The sequence below is a fragment of the Cutibacterium sp. LaCa_286 genome, from assembly GCF_057198075.1.
This window is the reverse complement of the sequence record NZ_CP191091.1, coordinates 1,082,204-1,101,749: the sequence shown is the minus strand read 5'-3', so window position 1 is coordinate 1,101,749 and position 19,546 is coordinate 1,082,204. Positions and strand designations below refer to the sequence as shown.

At 63.5% G+C, this 19,546-nt stretch carries 19 protein-coding genes and 1 pseudogene; 14 read left to right on the top strand and 6 right to left on the bottom strand.

The features are described 5' to 3' along the window. The first annotated feature begins 4 nt into the window (after nucleotides 1-4). From ACP8JZ_RS04745 to ACP8JZ_RS04715, 7 genes and pseudogenes are all read left to right on the top strand, one after another. A complete protein-coding gene (locus ACP8JZ_RS04745; RefSeq protein WP_484482169.1) occupies nucleotides 5-610 on the top strand; it encodes a F0F1 ATP synthase subunit B in 606 nt (201 codons plus the stop codon). After that, nucleotides 607-1,398, top strand: a complete 792-nt coding sequence (locus ACP8JZ_RS04740) for a F0F1 ATP synthase subunit delta (RefSeq protein WP_484482168.1) — start codon at nucleotides 607-609, stop codon at nucleotides 1,396-1,398. The genes ACP8JZ_RS04745 and ACP8JZ_RS04740 overlap by 4 nt, the downstream gene beginning before the upstream one ends. A 72-nt stretch (nucleotides 1,399-1,470) precedes the next feature. Then, nucleotides 1,471-3,108, top strand: coding sequence for a F0F1 ATP synthase subunit alpha (gene atpA, locus ACP8JZ_RS04735; protein ID WP_484482167.1), 1,638 nt, complete (start codon nucleotides 1,471-1,473; stop codon nucleotides 3,106-3,108). A 6-nt stretch (nucleotides 3,109-3,114) separates the two neighbouring features. Next, nucleotides 3,115-4,052 (top strand): annotated as a pseudogene (locus ACP8JZ_RS04730) (F0F1 ATP synthase subunit gamma). An 11-nt stretch (nucleotides 4,053-4,063) separates the two neighbouring features. After that, nucleotides 4,064-5,518: a F0F1 ATP synthase subunit beta gene (atpD, locus tag ACP8JZ_RS04725; RefSeq protein WP_306516932.1), complete on the top strand. Its 1,455-nt coding sequence runs from the start codon at nucleotides 4,064-4,066 to the stop codon at nucleotides 5,516-5,518. Then, nucleotides 5,518-5,934 (top strand): F0F1 ATP synthase subunit epsilon, encoded by a 417-nt coding sequence (locus ACP8JZ_RS04720; RefSeq protein ID WP_023035280.1) that lies wholly within the window; start codon nucleotides 5,518-5,520, stop codon nucleotides 5,932-5,934. Before atpD ends, ACP8JZ_RS04720 begins: the two co-directional genes overlap by 1 nt. Before the next feature lie 128 nt (nucleotides 5,935-6,062). Continuing rightward, nucleotides 6,063-6,566 carry a DUF2550 domain-containing protein gene (locus tag ACP8JZ_RS04715; RefSeq protein WP_306516933.1) on the top strand — a complete coding sequence of 168 codons (504 nt, stop codon included), beginning with the start codon at nucleotides 6,063-6,065 and terminating at the stop codon, nucleotides 6,564-6,566. Nucleotides 6,567-6,596: 30 nt separating this feature from the next. Here ACP8JZ_RS04715 and ACP8JZ_RS04710 read toward each other — a convergent pair whose 3' ends face one another. Further along, nucleotides 6,597-7,292, bottom strand: a complete 696-nt coding sequence (locus tag ACP8JZ_RS04710; RefSeq protein ID WP_323458643.1) for a cob(I)yrinic acid a,c-diamide adenosyltransferase — start codon at nucleotides 7,290-7,292, stop codon at nucleotides 6,597-6,599. 210 nt (nucleotides 7,293-7,502) lie between these two features. Between ACP8JZ_RS04710 and ACP8JZ_RS04705 the strand changes: the two genes are divergently transcribed. After that, nucleotides 7,503-8,285 (top strand): peptidylprolyl isomerase, encoded by a 783-nt coding sequence (locus ACP8JZ_RS04705; protein ID WP_306516935.1) that lies wholly within the window; start codon nucleotides 7,503-7,505, stop codon nucleotides 8,283-8,285. A gap of 66 nt (nucleotides 8,286-8,351) precedes the next feature. Here ACP8JZ_RS04705 and ACP8JZ_RS04700 read toward each other — a convergent pair whose 3' ends face one another. Both ACP8JZ_RS04700 and ACP8JZ_RS04695 read right to left on the bottom strand, forming a co-directional pair. Next, nucleotides 8,352-9,182 carry an alpha/beta fold hydrolase gene (locus tag ACP8JZ_RS04700; protein WP_484482166.1) on the bottom strand — a complete coding sequence of 277 codons (831 nt, stop codon included), beginning with the start codon at nucleotides 9,180-9,182 and terminating at the stop codon, nucleotides 8,352-8,354. Further along, nucleotides 9,179-9,460 carry a hypothetical protein gene (locus ACP8JZ_RS04695; RefSeq protein ID WP_308614030.1) on the bottom strand — a complete coding sequence of 94 codons (282 nt, stop codon included), beginning with the start codon at nucleotides 9,458-9,460 and terminating at the stop codon, nucleotides 9,179-9,181. Before ACP8JZ_RS04695 ends, ACP8JZ_RS04700 begins: the two co-directional genes overlap by 4 nt. 80 nt (nucleotides 9,461-9,540) lie before the next feature. Between ACP8JZ_RS04695 and nucS the strand changes: the two genes are divergently transcribed. After that, entirely contained in the window at nucleotides 9,541-10,320 is a 780-nt protein-coding gene (gene nucS / locus ACP8JZ_RS04690) for an endonuclease NucS (RefSeq protein ID WP_023035286.1), read from the top strand. Between the two features lie 94 nt (nucleotides 10,321-10,414). Here the strand turns inward: nucS and ACP8JZ_RS04685 are convergent, their stop codons facing one another. Further along, a complete protein-coding gene (locus ACP8JZ_RS04685; protein WP_023035287.1) occupies nucleotides 10,415-11,671 on the bottom strand; it encodes a DivIVA domain-containing protein in 1,257 nt (418 codons plus the stop codon). 250 nt (nucleotides 11,672-11,921) lie between these two features. Further along, nucleotides 11,922-12,386, bottom strand: a complete 465-nt coding sequence (locus ACP8JZ_RS04680; RefSeq protein ID WP_021103400.1) for a VOC family protein — start codon at nucleotides 12,384-12,386, stop codon at nucleotides 11,922-11,924. Nucleotides 12,387-12,646: 260 nt separating this feature from the next. Here ACP8JZ_RS04680 and ACP8JZ_RS04675 point away from each other — a divergent pair, with 260 nt between their 5' ends. Together ACP8JZ_RS04675 and ACP8JZ_RS04670 are read left to right on the top strand one after the other, a co-directional pair. Beyond that, nucleotides 12,647-12,799: a hypothetical protein gene (locus tag ACP8JZ_RS04675; protein WP_021103399.1), complete on the top strand. Its 153-nt coding sequence runs from the start codon at nucleotides 12,647-12,649 to the stop codon at nucleotides 12,797-12,799. Nucleotides 12,800-12,805: 6 nt separating this feature from the next. After that, nucleotides 12,806-13,333 carry a PH domain-containing protein gene (locus tag ACP8JZ_RS04670; protein WP_021103398.1) on the top strand — a complete coding sequence of 176 codons (528 nt, stop codon included), beginning with the start codon at nucleotides 12,806-12,808 and terminating at the stop codon, nucleotides 13,331-13,333. Nucleotides 13,334-13,551: 218 nt separating this feature from the next. Here ACP8JZ_RS04670 and pgm read toward each other — a convergent pair whose 3' ends face one another. Next, nucleotides 13,552-15,180 (bottom strand): phosphoglucomutase (alpha-D-glucose-1,6-bisphosphate-dependent), encoded by a 1,629-nt coding sequence (gene pgm / locus ACP8JZ_RS04665; protein WP_306516939.1) that lies wholly within the window; start codon nucleotides 15,178-15,180, stop codon nucleotides 13,552-13,554. A gap of 79 nt (nucleotides 15,181-15,259) precedes the next feature. Here pgm and ACP8JZ_RS04660 point away from each other — a divergent pair, with 79 nt between their 5' ends. From ACP8JZ_RS04660 to ACP8JZ_RS04650, 3 genes are all read left to right on the top strand, one after another. Further along, a complete protein-coding gene (locus ACP8JZ_RS04660; protein WP_484482165.1) occupies nucleotides 15,260-16,201 on the top strand; it encodes a tetratricopeptide repeat protein in 942 nt (313 codons plus the stop codon). 127 nt (nucleotides 16,202-16,328) lie between these two features. Further along, complete coding sequence (locus ACP8JZ_RS04655) at nucleotides 16,329-17,042, top strand: HAD family hydrolase (protein ID WP_306516941.1); 714 nt, start codon at nucleotides 16,329-16,331, stop codon at nucleotides 17,040-17,042. After that, nucleotides 17,039-19,543 carry a glycoside hydrolase family 65 protein gene (locus ACP8JZ_RS04650; protein ID WP_306516942.1) on the top strand — a complete coding sequence of 835 codons (2,505 nt, stop codon included), beginning with the start codon at nucleotides 17,039-17,041 and terminating at the stop codon, nucleotides 19,541-19,543. The genes ACP8JZ_RS04655 and ACP8JZ_RS04650 overlap by 4 nt, the downstream gene beginning before the upstream one ends. Nucleotides 19,544-19,546: the final 3 nt, after the last annotated feature.

Genomic DNA, 19,546 nt, shown 5'->3' with positions numbered 1-19,546 from the left:
TGCCATGCACGCGCCACTGGTACTTCTGTCGGGTCCGCTCACGGGTGGCCCCCTCTTGGTCGACATGGGGCCGCTGCTACCCGAGCACCCCATCGAGATCATCGTTGGTATCGTCCTGCTGCTCATCGTGACGTGGGTCACGGCCAAGTTCATCGTGCCCCGGTTCGAGACGATGTACCACGAGCGCACCGAGGAGATCCAGGGTGGCATCGAGCGTGCCGAGAAGGCTCAGGCTGAGGCCAAGGAGGCGCTCGAGAAGTACCAGGACCAACTGGCCGGTGCCCGTGAGGAAGCTGCCCGGATCCGGGAGGATGCGAAGGCCCAAGGTGCACGGATCGTCTCCGACATGAAGGTCCAGGCGCAGAAGGAGGCTGACCGGGTGACCCAGAATGCCACTGCGCAGATCAATGTCCAGCGAGATGCTGCCATGACGCAGCTGCGCCATGAGATCGGTGGGCTGGCGACGACTCTCGCCGGTCGTATCGTGGGGGAGTCGCTCGACGACGATGAGCGTGCTCGGGCAACCATTGACCGGTTCATCTCCGAGCTGGAGCAGCAGCCCGCACACGACTCCACGGCGGCATCCTCACAGGTGGGGGATCGCCCATGACGTCACCGAGGATCCTGTCGCAAAACCTTGACGAGCTCGTTGAGGACTCCGAGGCATCCTCGGAACTTGCCAAGGAGCTTTTCTCGGTCGTTGACCTGTGCGATTCGCACTCGGAACTTCGGCGTGCCATCAGCGACCCCGGCACCAGCGTCGAGGCCCGGCAGTCTCTCGTGCATCACCTTCTTGACGGCAAGGTGAGTACCCAGACATGTGACATCGTCACGCAGGCCGTGTCCCGGCGATGGATCCGCATGTCTGCCATGCCGGATGCCCTGGAGATGCTTGCCGTACGATCGGTGCTGGTGGAGGCACAGGGGCAGAACCATCTCGACGACGTCGAGGAGGAACTGTTCCGGCTGCGTCAGGTGATCCTGGCCGACGTTGAGCTCCAGGCAGCGTTCAATGGCCATGCCAGGCCCGTGGCAGATCGCCAGGCTCTGGTGAACCAGCTGCTGGATGGACGTGCACAGCCGCAATCGATCCTGCTTGCCAAGCGTGCCGTCGTGGCACGCACGGCATCGATGCTCACCACTTTGTCCACCTACATGGAACTGGCCGTTGCGGTACGGGAACGCACCTTGGCCGTGGTGACCACAGCAACCAAGCTCTCCGACGACCAACGCCGTCGGATCTATGAGCAGGTCGAGCGGATCACTGGCCGTGACGTGGTCATGCATGAAATTGTCGATCCGAACGTTCTGGGTGGTGCCCGGGTGGAGGTCGGCAACGAGGTCATCGACGGGACGGTCGCCAGCCGTCTGGACCAGGCCCGGCGCAAGCTCGGCTGACAGTCACATGTTCAACCCGCGATCGGTTGACCGATGAGGCCAACACCGGTGAGGGAAACTCAAGGAGAGGCAATGGCGGAACTGACGATTCGTCCGGAGGACATCCGCGACGCGCTGGACTCCTACGTCCAGAACTACACGCCTGACACGGCTACCCGTGAGGAGGTGGGAACCGTCATCACCTCTGGCGACGGTATTGCCCACATCGCGGGTCTGCCGTCGGCGATGGCGAATGAGCTGCTTCGGTTCGAGAACGGCACGATGGGCATCGCCCTCAACCTCGATGAGCGTGAGATCGGCGTCGTGGTTCTTGGTGATTCCGAGGGAATCGACGAGGGCTCGACAGTCACGGGCACCGGTGAGGTGCTGTCCGTACCGGTTGGTGACGGATACCTGGGGCGTGTCGTCGACGCGATGGGCAACCCCATTGACGGTCTCGGTAAGGTCAAGGACATCGAAGGGCGTCGTGCTCTTGAGATCCAGGCCGCCGGCGTCATGGACCGTCAAGAGGTGCGTGAACCGCTGCAGACCGGCCTCAAGGCCATCGACTCGATGATCCCGATCGGCCGTGGTCAGCGTCAGCTCATCATCGGCGACCGCAAGACCGGCAAGACCGCCCTGGCCATTGACACCATCATCAACCAGAAGGACAACTGGGCGTCCGGTGATCCCAGTAAGCAGGTGCGGTGCATCTACGTGGCGATCGGCCAGAAGGGATCGACGGTTGCCGAGGTGAAGTCGTCGCTGGAGAAGGCTGGTGCGATGGAGTACACCACCATCGTCCACTCCCCGGCGTCCGACCCTGCTGGCTTCAAGTACATCGCACCATATGCCGGCTCGGCCATTGGTCAGCACTGGATGTACCAGGGCAAGCATGTCCTCATCGTCTTCGACGACCTCACCAAGCAGGCCGAGGCCTATCGAGCGATGTCCCTGCTGCTGCGTCGTCCGCCGGGCCGCGAGGCCTACCCCGGTGACGTCTTCTACCTCCACTCCCGTCTGCTGGAGCGTTGCGCCAAGCTCTCCGACGAGTTGGGAGGCGGTTCGATGACCGGGCTGCCGATCATCGAGACCAAGGCCAATGACGTCTCGGCGTTCATCCCGACCAACGTCATCTCGATCACCGACGGCCAGATCTTCCTGCAGTCCGACCTCTTCAACGCCAACCAGCGTCCAGCCGTCGACGTCGGCATCTCGGTGTCGCGCGTTGGTGGTGCTGCCCAGATCAAGGCGATGAAGTCGGTTGCCGGAACCCTGAAGATCTCCTTGGCCCAGTACCGCGACATGCAGGCCTTCGCCATGTTCGCCTCCGACCTGGACGACACCTCACGCCGCCAGTTGGACCGAGGGGCTCGTCTCATGGAGCTGCTCAAGCAGGGGCAGTACTCGCCCTACCCGGTCGAGCAGCAGGTCATCAGCGTCTGGGCGGGTACCACCGGAAAGCTGGACGACGTTCCCGTTGACGACGTGCAGCGTTTCGAGCACGACATGCTCGAGTACGTCGGCGCCAACACCGATGTGTTCGACTCGATCCGCGAGACCGGGAAGTTCCCCGACGAGGACCAGGAGAAGGCCGCCGAGGCCATCGGACAGGTGAAGAACCAGTTCAAGACCTCCGACGGCACGTTCCTGGCTGGTCACGAGGAGTTCGAGCCGATGGACTCCGACGAGATCGGACGCACCCAGATCGTCCGCGCGAAGCGAGGTTGATCCACGATGGCCTCCAACCTGCGTGAATTGCGGGAGAGGCGGAACTCCGTTGCCACGACCCAGAAGATCACTCGGGCGATGGAGCTCATCGCTTCGTCCCGGATCGTCCGGGCCCAGCGCAATGTTCGTTCTGCGACCCCCTACTCCCAGGAACTCACCCGTGCCCTGTCGGCGGTGATTGCGCACACCCACGAGGATCATCCATTGACCCGGGCGACGCAGGACCCGAAGCGTTCTGCGGTGCTTCTCATCACCTCGGACCGTGGTCTGGCTGGATCGTACTCCAGCAATGTCCTCAAGGCAGGGGAGGGGCTCCTCGCCTCCCTCGAGGGCCAGGAGGTCGACGTCTACCTGTGCGGGCGTAAGGCCGTGCAGTACTTCGACTTCCGCAAGCGTGGGTACACGAAGGTCTGGGACGGGTTCTCCGACTCGCCCTCGTACGATGACGCCCGCAAGATCTCCGATGAACTCATCAGGTCCTTCCTCGAACCGACCGAGGAGGGGGTGTGGACCAGATTCACATCGTCTACACCCATTTCGAGTCCATGCTCACCCAGAAGGTGCGAGTGCTGCGGTTGCTTCCCATGGAGATCATTGACGCCGCGGACGATGCGTCCGAAGCCGACCCCGCTGACTCCTCCCAGCCCGACGACACATCGGACGTGTTCCACGAGTACCACTTCGAACCGCATCCAGCGACCGTGCTCGACCAGTTGCTGCCGCTGTACGTTGCCAACCGGGTGCATTTTGCCCTCCTGCAGGCCGCTGCCTCGGAGCTCGCCAGCCGTCAGCAGGCCATGAAGTCGGCCACCGACAATGCCGAACAGCTCATCGACACCCTTGGTCGCCAGGCGAACCAGGCACGTCAGGCGGCCATCACGCAGGAAATCACCGAGATCGTGGGTGGCGCCGCTGCCCTTGCCGAGTCCACCTCACAGGAGTGAGAGAGAAGAACATGACTGCCACAGCCACCAATTCACAAGCCGAGGAGAAAACTCCCGGCATCGGTCGCGTCGTCCGCGTCATCGGCCCAGTCGTCGACGTCGAGTTCCCCGTCGGCCAGATGCCCGAGATCCTCAACGCCCTGCATGTCGAGACCGAGATCATGGGCGAGACCCAGACCATCACCCTGGAGGTCGAGCTCCACATCGGTGAGAATGTCGCCCGTGCGATCTCGCTCAAGCCGACCGATGGTCTGCGTCGTGGTGCCGAGGTGCGCGACACCGGTGCACCGATCTCGGTTCCGGTCGGCACCGTCACCAAGGGGCACGTCTGGAACGTCACCGGTGACGTGCTCAACGCCGACCCGTCGTCCCTGGAGATCTCCGAGCGTTGGCCGATCCACCGCTCCGCTCCGAACTTCGATGATCTGGAGCCGGAGACCCAGATGCTGGAGACCGGCATCAAGGTGCTCGACCTGCTCACTCCCTACGTCAAGGGTGGCAAGATCGGCCTGTTCGGTGGTGCCGGTGTGGGCAAGACCGTGCTCATCCAGGAGATGATCTACCGTATCGCCCACAACTTCGGTGGCACCTCGGTGTTCGCCGGTGTGGGGGAGCGTACCCGTGAGGGCAACGACCTCATCCACGAGATGGATGAGGCCGAGGTGCTCAAGGACACCGCCCTGGTGTTCGGCCAGATGGATGAGCCGCCGGGCACTCGTCTGCGCATCGCTCTCACCGGTCTGACGATGGCGGAGTACTTCCGCGACGTCGAGAACCAGGACGTCCTGTTGTTCATCGACAACATCTTCCGGTTCTCCCAGGCAGGCTCCGAGGTCTCGACCCTGTTGGGCCGGATGCCCTCGGCCGTGGGTTACCAGCCGAACCTGGCCGACGAGATGGGCCAGCTGCAGGAGCGCATCACCTCGACCCGTGGTCACTCCATCACCTCGATGCAGGCCGTCTACGTTCCCGCAGACGACTACACTGACCCGGCTCCGGCGACGACGTTCGCCCACCTGGACGCCACCACCGAGCTCTCACGTGCCATTGCCTCGCGCGGTCTGTACCCGGCCGTGGACCCGCTCACCTCCACCTCGCGCATCCTCGACCCGCAGTACGTGGGCAAGGAGCACTACGAGACGGCCACCCAGGTGAAGCAGATCCTGCAGCGCAACAAGGAGCTGCAGGACATCATCGCCATCCTCGGTGTCGACGAGCTGAGCGAGGAGGACAAGGTCATCGTCGCTCGGGCACGCCGTATCCAGCAGTTCCTGTCGCAGAACACCTACACCGGGGCGAAGTTCACCGGTGTGCCGGGCTCCACGGTGCCGATCAAGGACACCATCGAGGGATTCCAGATGATCGTGCGCGGTGAGGTCGATCACATCGCCGAGCAGGCATTCTTCAATGTCGGCGACATGGACGACGTCATGGCCAACTGGGACCGGATGCAGAAGGAGTCCTGATGGATCGCGCACCCCTTCGCGTCAAGGTCGTCGCTGCCGACCGTGAGGTGTGGTCCGGCGAGGCGGTCAACATCATCGCCAGGACCACCGAGGGTGACATCGGCATCCTTCCCGGACACGAGCCCATCCTCGCGGCCCTGGTGCCCTCTGCCGTGACCATCATCACCGCCGACGGTGAGCAGGAGGTCATCGCGGTCGATGGCGGTTTCATTGCTGCCGACCCCAGTGGTCGGGTGTCACTACTTTCCCAGTATGCGACGCGCAGTGACGAGTTCAGCCCCGAGGAAGCCGTCAAGGTCACCGATGAGATGAAGCGCAAACGAGAGCGCAAGGAGTGGACCGAGGACGACGTGCATCGGTATCGCCTGGCCAAGGCTCAGGTCATGGCCAAGAAGCAGAGCGACTCGCGGTTGTGACGTCACCTCACATGATCGACGGGTGGTTGTCGGAGGTTCCGGCGGCCACCCCTGCTTTGTTGTGAAATCTTCGTGTCACAAAAATTATTTGTATTGCTCACACACCGATGACGGGCTAGCGTTGAGCCATGGTCGTGATTTCTGGAATGCCCGATGTGGTGAGCTGGGGACTCGACCGTCGTACCGGTGTGGGCGTCTCGATCCTCGCACTCGTCGTCCTGGGTATTGTTTGGTTCTTCATTCGCCAACGTCTCCTCGTCAAGGGACGCGGCGCATTCATCTGCGGTCTGCGTACCTGTGGTGGCGACAAGCCGGGCTCCTGGATGCTTGGGATGGCCCGCTACGTCCCAGGACGTTTTGAGTGGTATCGAGTCCTTGACCCCCGTCTGGCACCGACAATCGTGCTTGATCGGGGGCCATTGTCATTCGTGGAACACCATCACCCAACTCGTGACGACGCCATGCCGTTCTCCGTGGATGGCGAGATCGTCACCGTGACGACTGGACGGCCGCGTCGCGCCGCAACGGTCCAGCTCGTCGTCAACCACCAGACCCTCACCGGTTTCGTGAGCTGGGCCGAGTCGGCTCCGCCCGGTGGCACCGACTACGAGCAGCAGCAGTGGCTGCTGTGACCCGCACTGCGGGGAGTCGATGGTCTGCCCTCAGGCACCCTGCTGGGCAGTATCATGCTGGGCACGTTGACTGTTGCGATCGGGAGTGTGCTCGGCGGCACGTTCCCCACCTGGGACCCAGAGCACCTCATCGCTCTGTCCACCGCCGGCTGGTTGATTGGCAACTCGGGACAGGATGAAGAGCAGGTCCGAGAGCCGGTTGAGGTAGGTGATCGCACGCATGTTGACCCCACCCGGGGTGGTCTCGGGATCGTCGGACTCCTCGAACCCGAATTCCTCGGCCGCGCGCCACGCCGCGCGCTCCGCGGTACGCACTGCGGTACGGCAGACGTGCAGCTGTGCCCCCACCTTGTTGCCCCCGGGCAGGATGAAGGATCGCAGGACCGGAACCTGCTCGTTGAATGCATCGCACCAAGCCTCCAGACGGTCGATGCTGGACTGCACGGTGCGCAGCGGTTCCCACTTGGGGTTGGCGACCAGGGGATTGGCAATGTCTGCTCCGACGTCGAAGAGCTCGTTCTGGACGATGGCAAGAGCCTCCCGCACGTCCGTGCCGAGAACACCGGAGTCGTCCAGGGCCAGAGCCAGACCGATGGCGGCATTGGCCTCGTCAATGAGGCCGTATGCCTCGACTCGCAGATCGGACTTCGCCGCCAGTGAGTTGTCGACCAGCCGAGTCTGCCCCTTGTCGCCAGTTCGGGTGTATATGTGTGACAGTGTGACCATGGGTCCAGCCTAGCTGCTGCGACTCATCACGGTGTGTGATGTCAACAGGGGTGTGACGTCGATGACGGTGTGCGGATCGTGTCGTGGCCACCAGGTCGAATCATGCCCAGCCGTGCCAACCGGTCCACCGAACTGACGTCATTGACCCGGTGGGCGAGCCGTTCACCATCCAAGCATCATCGCTCGGTACCCTTCTGGGGGAGGTACCGTATGAAAAATCGTCGTGGACCCTACGTACCCGTTGCAGGGGTTGTTCTCACGGCCCTGACACTGAGCTCGTGCGCCACCCAGTCCGCCTCCGAGCTCGCCGAGCAGCGGTCCGGGCGTGTGTCGAACACCACAGCCACGTCGTCGGCTCCCTCGCAAGTACCACAGACATCGAGCACTGCTGCCAACCGTGTCCCGAGAGAGACCACTGCGGCTGCCTCAAAGGCCCCGGCCCCCTCGGCAAAGTGCGGATACCAAGCTGTCGACTCGACGGTGGCTGAGAGCCAGATGCCCGACGAGAAGGATCTGCAGACCTCGGGGACGACGCCGATGACCCTGAACCTGGGTGGTAAACCGGTTCAGATCAACCTGGATGCCAGGCGTGCACCATGTGCGGTGACATCCACTCTCATGCTCGCCACCCAGGAGTTCTACAACGGCACCCAGTGCCACAAACTCTCCACCAGCAACCCCTACTACCTGCAGTGTGGTGACCCCACCGGTACCGGCACGGGCGATGCGGGCTACTCCTTCCCCGCAGAGTCCGGGAAGAAGGGGACCTTCAAGGCAGGTACCGTCGCCATGGCACCTTCCAACCAGAATCGCAACGGATCGCAGTTCTTCATCATCTGGAAGGACAGTCAGATGAAGGGCACGTACACCGTCATCGGTTCAGTGGCCCCGGAGAGCATGCCAGTCATCACACGGATCGGCAAGCAGGGTACCCAGCCCAAGTCCAAGAAACCAGCAGCCAACACGTCGATCAGCGTCGTGACGATGGGGTGACGGCGCGCATCGGTGCACGCGCCAGACGCCCCTGCATGGGTACGAACAGGATGAGAGCGCCGGGACTCAGGCTCGGGGTGTCTGCTGCTCTGCCATCGCGAGGAAGGACTTGAGCACCTGGACGAAGACCGATGGCTGATCGGCATGCACCCAGTGTCCGCAGTTCTTCACCGTGACGCGGCGCACCTGCGCAAACAACTCCTGCATGGCAGGGTGGTACTCGTCCAGCACGTAGGGTGAGTTTCCGCCGCCCATCCACAGGACGGGCCCGTCCCAACTCCGGCCCTCGGCAGGCGGCCAGTCACCCAGGGTAGGCAGGTTCTCGGCGATGACGGGCAGATTCATCTGCCAGTACCACTGCTCCTTTGAGGCGGCGTGGACGTCCCGGCGCAGGTTCTGCAGCAGGAACTGGCGGATCGAGGCTGCTGGCTCATAACGGCTCAGATGGGCCTCGGCATCGGCCCTGGTACGCAACTGGCTCAGTGGCATGGTGAGCATGCCCTGTACGCGTGGCCCGAAGGTGTGAGCCATGTTGTAGCTCACCGGGGAGATGTCGACGACGGTGAGCGTGCGGATGAGGTCGGGATGGTCCAGGACGGTGCGCATGGCGACCTTGCCGCCCATGGAGTGCCCGAGGAGGTGCACGGGCTGACCATCGGCAAGGTCATGGATCGTCCGTGCCACGGCGTCGGACATCTGGGGATAGCTCATCGTGTCGGTCCACGGCGAGCGGCCATGATTGGGAAGGTCGAGGAGGATGGCTCGCCAGCGGTGCGGATCGGAGGCCACCAAGGCCTTCGCCACGCTCGTGAAGTTCTTGCCCTGACCGAAGACGCCGTGACACCACACGACTGGGGTCTCGCCCGCACCAATGACGGTGTGGTACAAAGTGCTCACAGTTTCTGCCTCCAACACCCACTGTGCCAGTGACGGCGCAGCGCGACCGGGGACTCATCGAAGATGGTGGGGTCATGGGGCCACGCCACGATGTGTGGGGTACCGGGGGTCACCCGATGATTGCATCCGGGACACACATAGGTCTTCACCGCCCGGTCGGCCGGCACCTTGCGGACGACGTAGCTCCCGTCCGACTTGTGCTCACTGTAGGCGTGACTCACCGGGTTGAGAGGACGGACCGGGCGCAGGTGCTTGCTTGGCCGGTGTTTTCGTCCCATGGGTTGATCCTACTGCCACTGCTCCGGCTGGTCGGGAATCTGATCGCGGGTGGCGAAGCTCAGCGCTACACTGTGCCACCGTGCGTCTTGTCATAGCTGAATGTCAGGTTGACTACACCGGCCGTCTCACCGCCCACCTTCCATGGGCCAAGCGCCTGCTCATCGTCAAGGCGGACAACTCGGTGAGCGTCCATGCCGATGACCGGGCCTACAAGCCACTCAACTGGATGAGCCCGCCATGCACCCTGACCGTCCGCGAACCCGATGAGCACGAGAAGCTGTGTGCTGTACCTGCGGCTTCGCAGCTGGGCTCGGCCGGTGAACGTTCGTCGGGCACGGCCGCCGGTGACGCCACGCACGCCGACATCGAGGTCACCCAGGTGTGGGAGGTCAAGGCCAAGAGCGGGGACCAACTGCACATCCTGCTCGGCGAGATCCACCTCGACGTCACGGAGGATCTGGGGATTGATCCCGGCCTGCAGAAGGACGGGGTCGAGGCTCATCTGCAACAGCTCCTTGCCGAGAACCCAGAGACCTTCGGTACCGGATGGTCCTTGGTCCAGCGGGAGTACATGACCCCCATCGGGCCGGTCGACCTGCTGTGTCGCAATGCCGAGGGTGTCTATGTTGCCGTCGAGATCAAACGACGTGGTGAGATCGACGGGGTTGAGCAGCTCACCCGATACCTAGACCTGCTCAACCGGGACCACCTGCTGGGCGATCATGTGGACGGCGTGTTCGCCGCCCAACAGATCAAGCCGCAGGCACGAACACTCGCCATGGACCGCGGGATAGCCTGTGTCACCGTCGACTATGACGCCCTGCGTGGTATGGATCACCCCGAGGACCGGCTCTTCTGATCCGAGGGGCTCATGGGTTGGCCAGCACACCACTGCTGCTGTGGGTTGGGGGCGGCAGCGCCGGGAACTTGGATGTTCCGGCGCTGCCCGCGACTCAGTTGGGACGTTTGAGGACCCGGGTCTCCTCCGCATTGGGATCAATGACCGTGGTGGGGGAGTCGAGTGATGAGGATGAGGCGGCATCGTCGGAGGCGGAGTCCTTGTCTGCGTCGGTGTGCACATCCGGCCTGGTGGACTCCGGTGACGTGGCATCGGAGGACTCCTGGGTGGGAGTCGCAGAGATCTCGACGTCGTCGAAGGGATCGGTGTTGGGGAAGTCGGCCTTGGACTGCTCGGCGAGGGCCTTGAGGTTGCTGAGCTGATCGATGGTGGCATCCTTGCGCTGCTGAAGGGCTGCGATCTCACGCTGCAGCTGCTCCTTGCGCCAGGCGTACTGTTCCTCGATGCGTTCCTTCATCATCGCGGACTGACGGTGGACGGCCGCAATGCGTTCCTCGGCCTCCTTCGAGGCCTGGGATCGCTTCTCATCGGCCTCCTTGACGGCGAGCTCGCGAATTCGCTGTGCCTCTGCGACCTGCTCGCTCACCTCCTGGGCGGCTCGGTCCTGTTGCTGTTTGGCCTGGTCCAGCAATTCGCCCAACGTGGAGCGGGCATGTTCCTGATGGTGCTTGGCCTCGGAGAGAATGCTCTGGGACTCCTCCCGGGCATCGGCAAGGATCCGTGCGGCCTCGTGACGGGATTCCTCGAGGATCTGCGTGCCACGGGCTCGGGCATCGGCGATGATCGACTCAGCCTGGGTGTTGGCCGACTCGATGGTGGACGTGCTCTGCGTCCTTGCCTGGTTGACGAGGGTCTCTGCCTGTTGTTTGGCCTTGGCGACGACGTCCTGGCTCTCCTTGGACGACCTCTCGAGCAGGCTTCGCTGGCTGGACAGTGCGGCGACCCGGATGTCATCGGCCTCCGTCTGGGCCGAGGATCGCATGTCGGCCGCCACTCGTCGGCCTTCCTCCTTGATGCGTTCGGCCTCGTGACCAGCCTTGGTCACCAAGGCGGTGGCCTGGGCCTCTGCAGCGGTGAGGAGACCGGTGGCATGCTCGCCAAGTCTGGTGAAATCGGTCTTGGTGGCATCACGCTGTGCCTCGCTCACCTTGCGACGCAGTGTGCGGGTGAGCTGCTTGAGGGTCGAGACCTGTTGCTCGATCTCATGGACGTAGTTGTCGACGCTGGTGCGGTCGTAGCCCCACATGGAATGAGCGAAGCTACCAGCTGCACTGGCCCGGTCGTCAAAGAGATTGAGGCCAGTCTCCTCGTCCAGGGCAGCATCATCATTTGGATCCACGGGATTTGTCACGGCAGTAATCCTTCCACCCTCAGAAGTCGCGCATCAGTGATAGGACAACGTTATCAACGTGCGCAAGACCATCATCGGATGTCACCGGGCGCGTCCGTGCGACCAGGTGTTTCACGTGACGTGAGACGACTTCTCCGGCTCTCTGCGGGATGGTAGTGATGGCCTGTGATCCGCAGATCACAGGCCATCAGACGCTCAAGGGCACAGGTGACGTCAGATCAAAGATCTGTCTCGACGTCACCGATCATGCTCACTTGTCCTGCTTGTAGGGCATTCCTCCGGCCGGGGGCTCGGTGACCTCGACGAGGATGCCGCCGGTGTACTTCGGGTGCAGGAAGATGACGCGCGATCCAGCCGTACCGATGGAGGGCTCACCGATGAACACGGCGCCACGCTCCTTGAGCACCTCGATGGTCTTGTCCAAGTTGTAGGTGCGGTAGCACACCTGCTGGATCATGTTCTTGTTCTTCGAGATGTACTTGCCGATGGTCGAGTCCTCGCCGAGCGGGGCGAGCAGCTGGACGACGGTGGTCTCCTTGCCGAACTCGCCGGTGGCGATCATGGCTTCCTCGACACCATGTCCCTCGTTCTTCTCACGAAGCAGGACGTGGAAGCCCAGCACGTCACAGTGATACTTGATGGCCTCGTCCATGTCCTTGACGGCGAAGCCGACATGGTCGACGCATGCGAACGGATCGTTGTTGAAGTTCTCCATGGCGCCCATTCTTCCACGTTGCTCGCGTCAGGGAACTCTGGGGTGCAAAAATATGTGTGACGGGAAATGTGCATGCGTCGAGCACCTCCCGTCGAGTTCTGAACGCACACCAGTGGTGGGAGATTGATGGCAAAAGCTCGTCCACTGCGGCGTTTCCCCGCCCACCCGGGTGGGCAAGTGCACGAGAATGTCATCCGTGAGCCCCTCGAGCTCGTGGGCCTCGATTCACTCCGACAGGGCAGACGACTAGGAGCCAGTGGATGAAGAAGATCGTTCAGACGACGCTGTGGGTGTTCATTGTCGTCTTCTGCCTGTACTACATCTTCACCAACCCGCAGGGGACAGCTGGCATCGTACGTGGCTTCTTCACCGGGATCATCGACTTCGTCAAGGCGCTGGGCGGGCACAGCTGATCAGTCGTGTCGGATCTGTTGCATCGCTTTCTGTTCCCCGACGTCGATCGCCACCTGCTCACCGACGATGGGGAGTACGTCATAGACGAGGTCGAGAAACACTGGATCGTCACCGTTGTGCCAGTGCTTGCCCTCACGGCGTCCGTGCTGTGCTTCCTGTCGATGTGGCAGCTCGGCCACTGGTGGATCATCGGCCTCGTCGTCGGGTTGGTGTGTCAGGGATGGGCCGTGCGTGAGCTCTACCTGGCTCACATGGATCGGTTCGTCATCACGAACATGAGGGTGTTCCGGGTGCACGGCATCGCCGACAAGCACATGGCAACGATGCCGATGAGCCGCATCCTTGACATCACGGTGGAGCAGCCCCTCATGGGACAGATCTTCGGGTACGGCCACTTCATCTTCGAATCCGCTGCCCAGGACCAGGGACTGCGCGTCATCAGTCACGTCGGGCATCCCGAGCAACGTGACCTCATCATTCAGAGCGCCACCCAGCAGGCGGGGCTGCGCACCAACATCGCCCATCCCCGGTGAACCGCCCTGCACGGTGAACGTCCTGGAGCGATCGGCCAAGGAGGCCAATGGCCCTGCGGACCTCGGTGACGGGGGCGTCCGTCCCTCCCGGGGGTGGCATTCCCGATGGCTGCAGAGCCTGGCGGCAGCTGAGCGAGAACCCGGTGGAGTCCCGGTACCGGGACTCCACCATCGATGTCCACCACAGGGTGGACAGCCCCGTCAGACCAAGTGAGGAATCAGGCCAGTGCCTGCGCGACGACCTCGCGGGCCTGGTCCTGCACCCGGGCCAGGTGGTCGGCGTCGATGAGGGACTCCGCATAGATCTTGTACTTGTCCTCCGTGCCGGAGGGGCGGGCCGCAAACCAGGCGTGTTCGGTGACGACCTTGATGCCTCCGATGGCGGCACCGTTGCCCGGGGCCTCGGTGAGCACCCGTTGCACCTTCTCGCCAGCGACGTCACTGACCTTGACGTCGTCACCGGAGAGCTTCTTGAGTCGTGCCTTCTGCTCTCGGGTGGCGTCGGAATCGACTCGGGCGTAGTAGGACCTGCCGAACCTCTCCTCGATCCCGGCGTAGATCTGCGACGGTGACTGGCCGGTGACGGCCTTGATCTCGCTGGCCAGCAGGGCCAGCAGGATGCCGTCCTTGTCAGTGGTCCAGGTGAGTCCGTGACGATCGAGGAAGGACGCACCTGCCGATTCCTCGCCACCGAACCCGAGCTCACCACTCATGAGCCCCGGGACGAACCACTTGAACCCCACCGGAACCTCCACCAGACGCCGTCCCAGGTCGTCTGCCACGCGGTCGATGAGGCTGGAGGAGACCAGGGTCTTGCCCACGGCCGTGTCGGTGGACCACTCCGGCCGATGGGAGAACAGGTAGTTGATCGCCACGGCCAGGAAGGCATTGGGATTCATGAGACCGAGGTCCGGGGTGACGATGCCGTGCCGGTCGGAGTCGGCATCGTTGCCGGTGGCGATGTCGTAGGCATCCTTGTTGGCAATGAGTGAGGCCATGGCGTTGGGCGAGGAGCAGTCCATCCTGATCTTGCCGTCGGTGTCCAGGGTCATGAATCGCCAGGTCGGATCGACCTCGGGGTTGACGACGGTGAGGTCCAGTCCGAGGTTCTCGGCAATGTACTGCCAGTACTGCACCGAGGCACCGCCCAGCGGATCGGCGCCGATGTGCACCCCAGCCTGCGCGATGGCATCCAGGTCGAGGGCACTGCGCAGGTCATTGCAGTAGGCACTGCGGTAGTCGAACCGGGTGACCTCACCAGAGACCGAGTCGTAGCTGCGACGCTTGATCCCGCTCGGGGCAGCCATGAGCGCGTTGGCACGCTCGGCGATCCAACTCGTGGCATCCGTGCCGGCCGGGCCACCATGTGGGGGGTTGTACTTGAAGCCTCCATCGCGCGGCGGATTGTGCGATGGGGTGACGACGATGCCGTCGGCCTGGGGCCCGTCGTTCGTGCGGTTGTGCATGATGATGGCTCGGGAGACGGCTGGGGTGGGGGTCCACTCGTCCTCGCGTTCGGCGATGACCTCGACGTCATTGGCGCACAGCACCTCGATCGCCGTGCGCCAGGCGGGATCGGACAGGGCGTGGGTGTCCTTGCCGATGTACAGCGGACCGGTGATGGACTTGCCGGCGCGGTACTCGACGATGGCCTGGGTGGTCGCGGCGATGTGGAGGTCGTTGAAGGCGCCGTCGAAGGCGGAGCCTCGATGTCCGGAAGTACCGAAGACAACTTTCTGGTCGGGATTCTCCGGATCCGGGACGATGTCGTGGTATGCCGCAAGGAGCGCGTCCACGTCGATGAGGTCTGATTCCTGGGCGGGTTTGCCTGCGCGTTCGTGTGCCATGTCCCCATCTTGGCACCGTGGATGGGGGGATGGTCGGATTCGGATCAGGTTGGGTTGATCGTTCTGATTGAATGGGGGCATGTCTTCGCAATCCTTCAACCGACCCGGAGCCGTCGATCTGTCCGAACTGGCTCGCAATGCCGGCGAGGCCCCCACACCGGGCGCACCATCCACCACTGCAGCAGGCACTTCCGGTCAGACATGGGTCACCGAGGCCACTGAGGAGAACTTCAACGAGTTCGCCCAGAAATCCGTGCAGTACCCCGTCCTCGCGCTGTTCACCTCACCGCGTGCCCAAGGTGCCGATGCAACGGTGTCCGCCCTGGCCCGGATCACCGACGAGGCCCAAGGGCGCTGGCTCATGGTGACGGTCGACGTTGACGCCAATCCGCGTCTGGCACAGACCTTGGGAATCCAAGCCGTACCGATGCTCGTTGCCATCATCGGTGGTCAGGCCGCTCCGCTGGCCCAAGGGACGATGGATGAGAACCAGCTGCGTCAGATCACCGACCAGGTGGCCCAGGCTGCCGTGTCCTCCGGCATGGTGGGGCGGGCCGAGGCCATCTCGAAGCCGAGTACCACCACTGCCGCCGAGGAGCAGCCGAAGGACGATCCTCGTACTGCCCAGGCCGAACAACTCATTGCCGACGGCAAGTTCGACGAGGCAGTCGCTGCCTACGACGCGCTGCTCGCCAATCAACCCAATGACGCCGTCCTCAAAGCGGGACGGGCCGGTGCCGCCGTGCTCGGACGACTTGCCGGCACCGACCCGCGAGAACTCCTCCAGTCGGCCCAGGCCGCTCCCGATGACCTTGATGCCCAGCTCGCCGCTGCCGATGCCCAGGTACTCGGTGGCGACGTCAAGGGCGGTTTCGACCGGCTCGTCGAGACGGTGCGGCGCACCCGCGACGAGGACCGGGACCGTGCCCGTACCCGTCTGCTCGAGCTCTTCGACCTCGTGGGTCCCGACGATCCCAACGTCGCACCGGCACGACGTTCACTGGCGGCTGCCCTGTTCTGAGGAATCCCCGGTCCAGCAGGGAACGTCTGGCGTCACACCTGGCGGCCCAACCTCGACGTCATGATTTCGAACAGCCCCTCAACGGCATGATTTCGAGTAGTGGAGCATCATTCGTAGCATTGGCCACATGGATCTCTCGACGTGCCAAGCCTTCCTCCTCGATCTTGACGGCGTCCTCACCCCGACCGCTGCCATCCACATGCGGGCATGGCAGCAGATGTTCAACGAGGTCTTCAGCTCCCACGGTCTACCTGCCGACTGGAGTGATGAGGACTACTACCGTCACGTCGACGGCAGGCCCCGGTACGACGGGGTGCGAGCCGCCCTGGTCTCGCGCGGCATCGACGTCCCCGAGGGCACACCGCAGGACTCACCGGAGCAGCGCACCATCTGTGGATTCGGCAATCGCAAGAACGAGCTCTTCCTGGACGTCCTGCGCACCGATGGCATCGACCCCTATCCGGGCTCACGCCGATTCGTGGACGACCTCGTCGCTCGGGACGTCGCCCGGGCCGTCGTCTCCTCCTCCCGCAATGCCACGGACGTCCTGGCAGCTGCCGGACTTGCCACGGCGTTCACCGTCGTCGTCGACGGCGTACGCGCCAAGGCCGAAGGACTTGCCGGAAAGCCCGCGCCGGACACGTATCTGCGTGCCGCCGAGCTGGTGGACATCGATCCAGCTTCCTGCGCCGTCGTGGAGGACGCTGTCAGCGGGGTGCAGGCCGCCGTGGCCGGAGGAGTCGGTGTGGTCATCGGCGTCGACCGTGGCGTGGGAACCGATGTGTTGCGCGACAACGGTGCAACCCTCGTTGTCAACGATCTTGAGGAGCTGCTGGCATGAATGACGTCGATCCGATGGATCGCTGGCGATTTCCCGATGACCCGTGGGCCTTGGTCGAGACCGCCCCGAGCACTCGGGACCTGGGCCACACCGAGACACTGTTCGCCTTGGGCAATGGATATCTCGGCATGCGTGGAAATCCCCCGGAAGGACGGGACTCACACTTTCATGGCACCTACATCAATGGGTTCCACGAGACCTGGGACATCCACCACGCCGAGAGCGCCTACGGCTTCGCCAAGACCGGCCAGACGATCGTCAACGTTCCCGACGCCAAGCTCATGAAGCTCTACGTCGACGACGAGCCCCTGCTGCTCAGCATCAACGAGATCCAGTCGTACAAGCGGTGGATCGATTTTCGGGAAGGCGTGTTGCGCCGCGAACTCGTGTGGCGCACCCCAGCCGGAAAACTGGTGCGCGTGGCCACCAACCGCATGGTGTCCATGACGCATCGCCATCTTGCACTCATGGACATCGAGGTGACGATGCTCGAGGGCGATGCCCCGGTCGTCATCAGCTCCCAGATCCTCAATCGCCAGGACGGTATGGACGAGTACCGCAACGCGGATCTCGCCATGGGATCGGGGGAGGACCCCCGCAAGTCACGCCAGTTCACCGAACGGGTGCTCAAACCCCAACTGCACTGGAACTCCGACCAACGCATGATCCTGGGGTTCCAGACCGCCAAGTCCCGCATGACCCTGGCGGTGGGTGCCGATCACACCATTGACACCGACAACAGCTACGAAGCCCTCATCGACACCAGCCCGGACATCGGAAAACGGGTGTACCGCGTCGAGGCCAGGCAGGGGATTCCCATCCGGGTGGGCAAGGCCGTGGCGTACCACAGCTCACGCCAGGTGCCGGTACGTGAGCTCTTCGACCGGGTGCGGCGTACCCTGGACCGCGTTCGGGAACAGGGGTACGAGTCCTACGTCCAGGATCAGCAGGAGTGGTTCGAGGACTACTGGCGTACCGCCGACATCCAGGTTGACGGGGCCCCGCCCGGTACCCAGCAGGCGGTGCGGTGGAACCTCTTCCAGATAGCCCAGGCGACAGCACGTGCCGACCAACGGGGCATCCCGGCCAAGGGAGTGACGGGATCGGGCTATGAGGGCCACTACTTCTGGGACTCCGAGGCCTACGTCATCCCGATGCTCACCTTCACCCACCCACGGCTGGCCGAGAATGCGTTGCGTTACCGCGTCAACACCCTTCCCGAGGCACGGCTGCGCGCCCGCGAGGTGTCCCAGCGTGGCGCGTTGTTCCCGTGGCGCACGATCACTGGTGAGGAGGCGTCTGCCTACTACGCGGCCGGTACTGCCCAGTACCACATCAACGCCGACATCGCCCACTCCCTGCTGCTGTATGCCCGGGCGAGTGAGGACAAGACCTTCCTGTACCGGGATGGTGCCGAAGTACTCGTCGAGACGGCTCGGCTGTGGGCCGACCTGGGATTCTGGCGCACCAACGGGGAACGGCAGTTCCATGTTCACGGCGTCACCGGTCCCGACGAGTACACCACGGTCGTGGACAACAACTTCTACACCAACGTCATGGCGCGTGCGAACCTGGCCGACGCCGCTCGTGTCATTCGACGGATGAAGGTCGAGGATCCGCTGTGGTACCAGCATCTCGTCGACGAGCTCGATCTCGACGAGTCCGAGATCGCCTGCTGGGAGGAGTGTGCGGCCGGGATCGTCATCCCCTTCGACGAGACCTTCGGGGTGCACCCCCAGGACGATCAATTCCTCACCCGGGAGCTGTGGGACCTCTCGCAGACCCCGGAGTCGAGCCGGCCGCTGCTGCTGCACTACCACCCCCTGGTCATCTACCGCCACCAAGTGCTCAAGCAGGCAGATGTCGTCCTGGCACTCTTCCTCCAGGGCGACCAGTTCACCGACACCATCAAGCTTGCCGACTTCGAGTACTACGACCCGATCACGACGGGGGACTCCAGCCTCTCGGCAGTGGCACAGTCCATCATCGCCGCCGAGGTGGGGCACCAGGAGATGGCGATGGACTACTTCCGGGACGCGCTGTTCTGCGATCTGGCCAACATCCATCACAACTCCGACGACGGGGTGCACGTCGCCTCGGCAGCGGGGATCTGGGGATGCCTGGTACAGGGATTCGGAGGGATGCGGTGCGACCGGCAGAATCTGAGGTTCGATCCACGTCTGCCACAGGGTTGGACGTCGATCCGGCACCACATGGTGCTCGGCAACTCCGACATGTCCATCATCGTGGAACAGGACGCCATCACCTTCCAGATCCTCTCGGGTCGAGACCGCGACGTCACGGTGCGTGGCAAGCTCCACCACATCGGATCTGAACCGGTGCGTGTGCCGCTGGCCGATCAGGGTCCGGTACGGGCCAGACTGCACGGTAGCCATCCCGTGACCGGACTGCGCAGGGCGGATGGTTCCCTGGTGACCTCAGAGGTGCCAGATCTCCCCATGCCAGCAAGCGGTGTGCCGCTGGACACCAGCCGAGGCTGACGT

Coding starts and splice junctions, on each gene's coding strand:
- ACP8JZ_RS04745 (WP_484482169.1), top strand. CDS start 5: ATGCACGCGCCACTGGTACTTCTGTCGGGTCCGCTCACGGGTGGCCCC.
- ACP8JZ_RS04740 (WP_484482168.1), top strand. CDS start 607: ATGACGTCACCGAGGATCCTGTCGCAAAACCTTGACGAGCTCGTTGAG.
- atpA (WP_484482167.1), top strand. CDS start 1,471: ATGGCGGAACTGACGATTCGTCCGGAGGACATCCGCGACGCGCTGGAC.
- atpD (WP_306516932.1), top strand. CDS start 4,064: ATGACTGCCACAGCCACCAATTCACAAGCCGAGGAGAAAACTCCCGGC.
- ACP8JZ_RS04720 (WP_023035280.1), top strand. CDS start 5,518: ATGGATCGCGCACCCCTTCGCGTCAAGGTCGTCGCTGCCGACCGTGAG.
- ACP8JZ_RS04715 (WP_306516933.1), top strand. CDS start 6,063: ATGGTCGTGATTTCTGGAATGCCCGATGTGGTGAGCTGGGGACTCGAC.
- ACP8JZ_RS04710 (WP_323458643.1), bottom strand. CDS start 7,292: ATGGTCACACTGTCACACATATACACCCGAACTGGCGACAAGGGGCAG.
- ACP8JZ_RS04705 (WP_306516935.1), top strand. CDS start 7,503: ATGAAAAATCGTCGTGGACCCTACGTACCCGTTGCAGGGGTTGTTCTC.
- ACP8JZ_RS04695 (WP_308614030.1), bottom strand. CDS start 9,460: ATGGGACGAAAACACCGGCCAAGCAAGCACCTGCGCCCGGTCCGTCCT.
- ACP8JZ_RS04680 (WP_021103400.1), bottom strand. CDS start 12,386: ATGGAGAACTTCAACAACGATCCGTTCGCATGCGTCGACCATGTCGGC.
- ACP8JZ_RS04675 (WP_021103399.1), top strand. CDS start 12,647: ATGAAGAAGATCGTTCAGACGACGCTGTGGGTGTTCATTGTCGTCTTC.
- pgm (WP_306516939.1), bottom strand. CDS start 15,180: ATGGCACACGAACGCGCAGGCAAACCCGCCCAGGAATCAGACCTCATC.
- ACP8JZ_RS04660 (WP_484482165.1), top strand. CDS start 15,260: ATGTCTTCGCAATCCTTCAACCGACCCGGAGCCGTCGATCTGTCCGAA.
- ACP8JZ_RS04655 (WP_306516941.1), top strand. CDS start 16,329: ATGGATCTCTCGACGTGCCAAGCCTTCCTCCTCGATCTTGACGGCGTC.
- ACP8JZ_RS04650 (WP_306516942.1), top strand. CDS start 17,039: ATGAATGACGTCGATCCGATGGATCGCTGGCGATTTCCCGATGACCCG.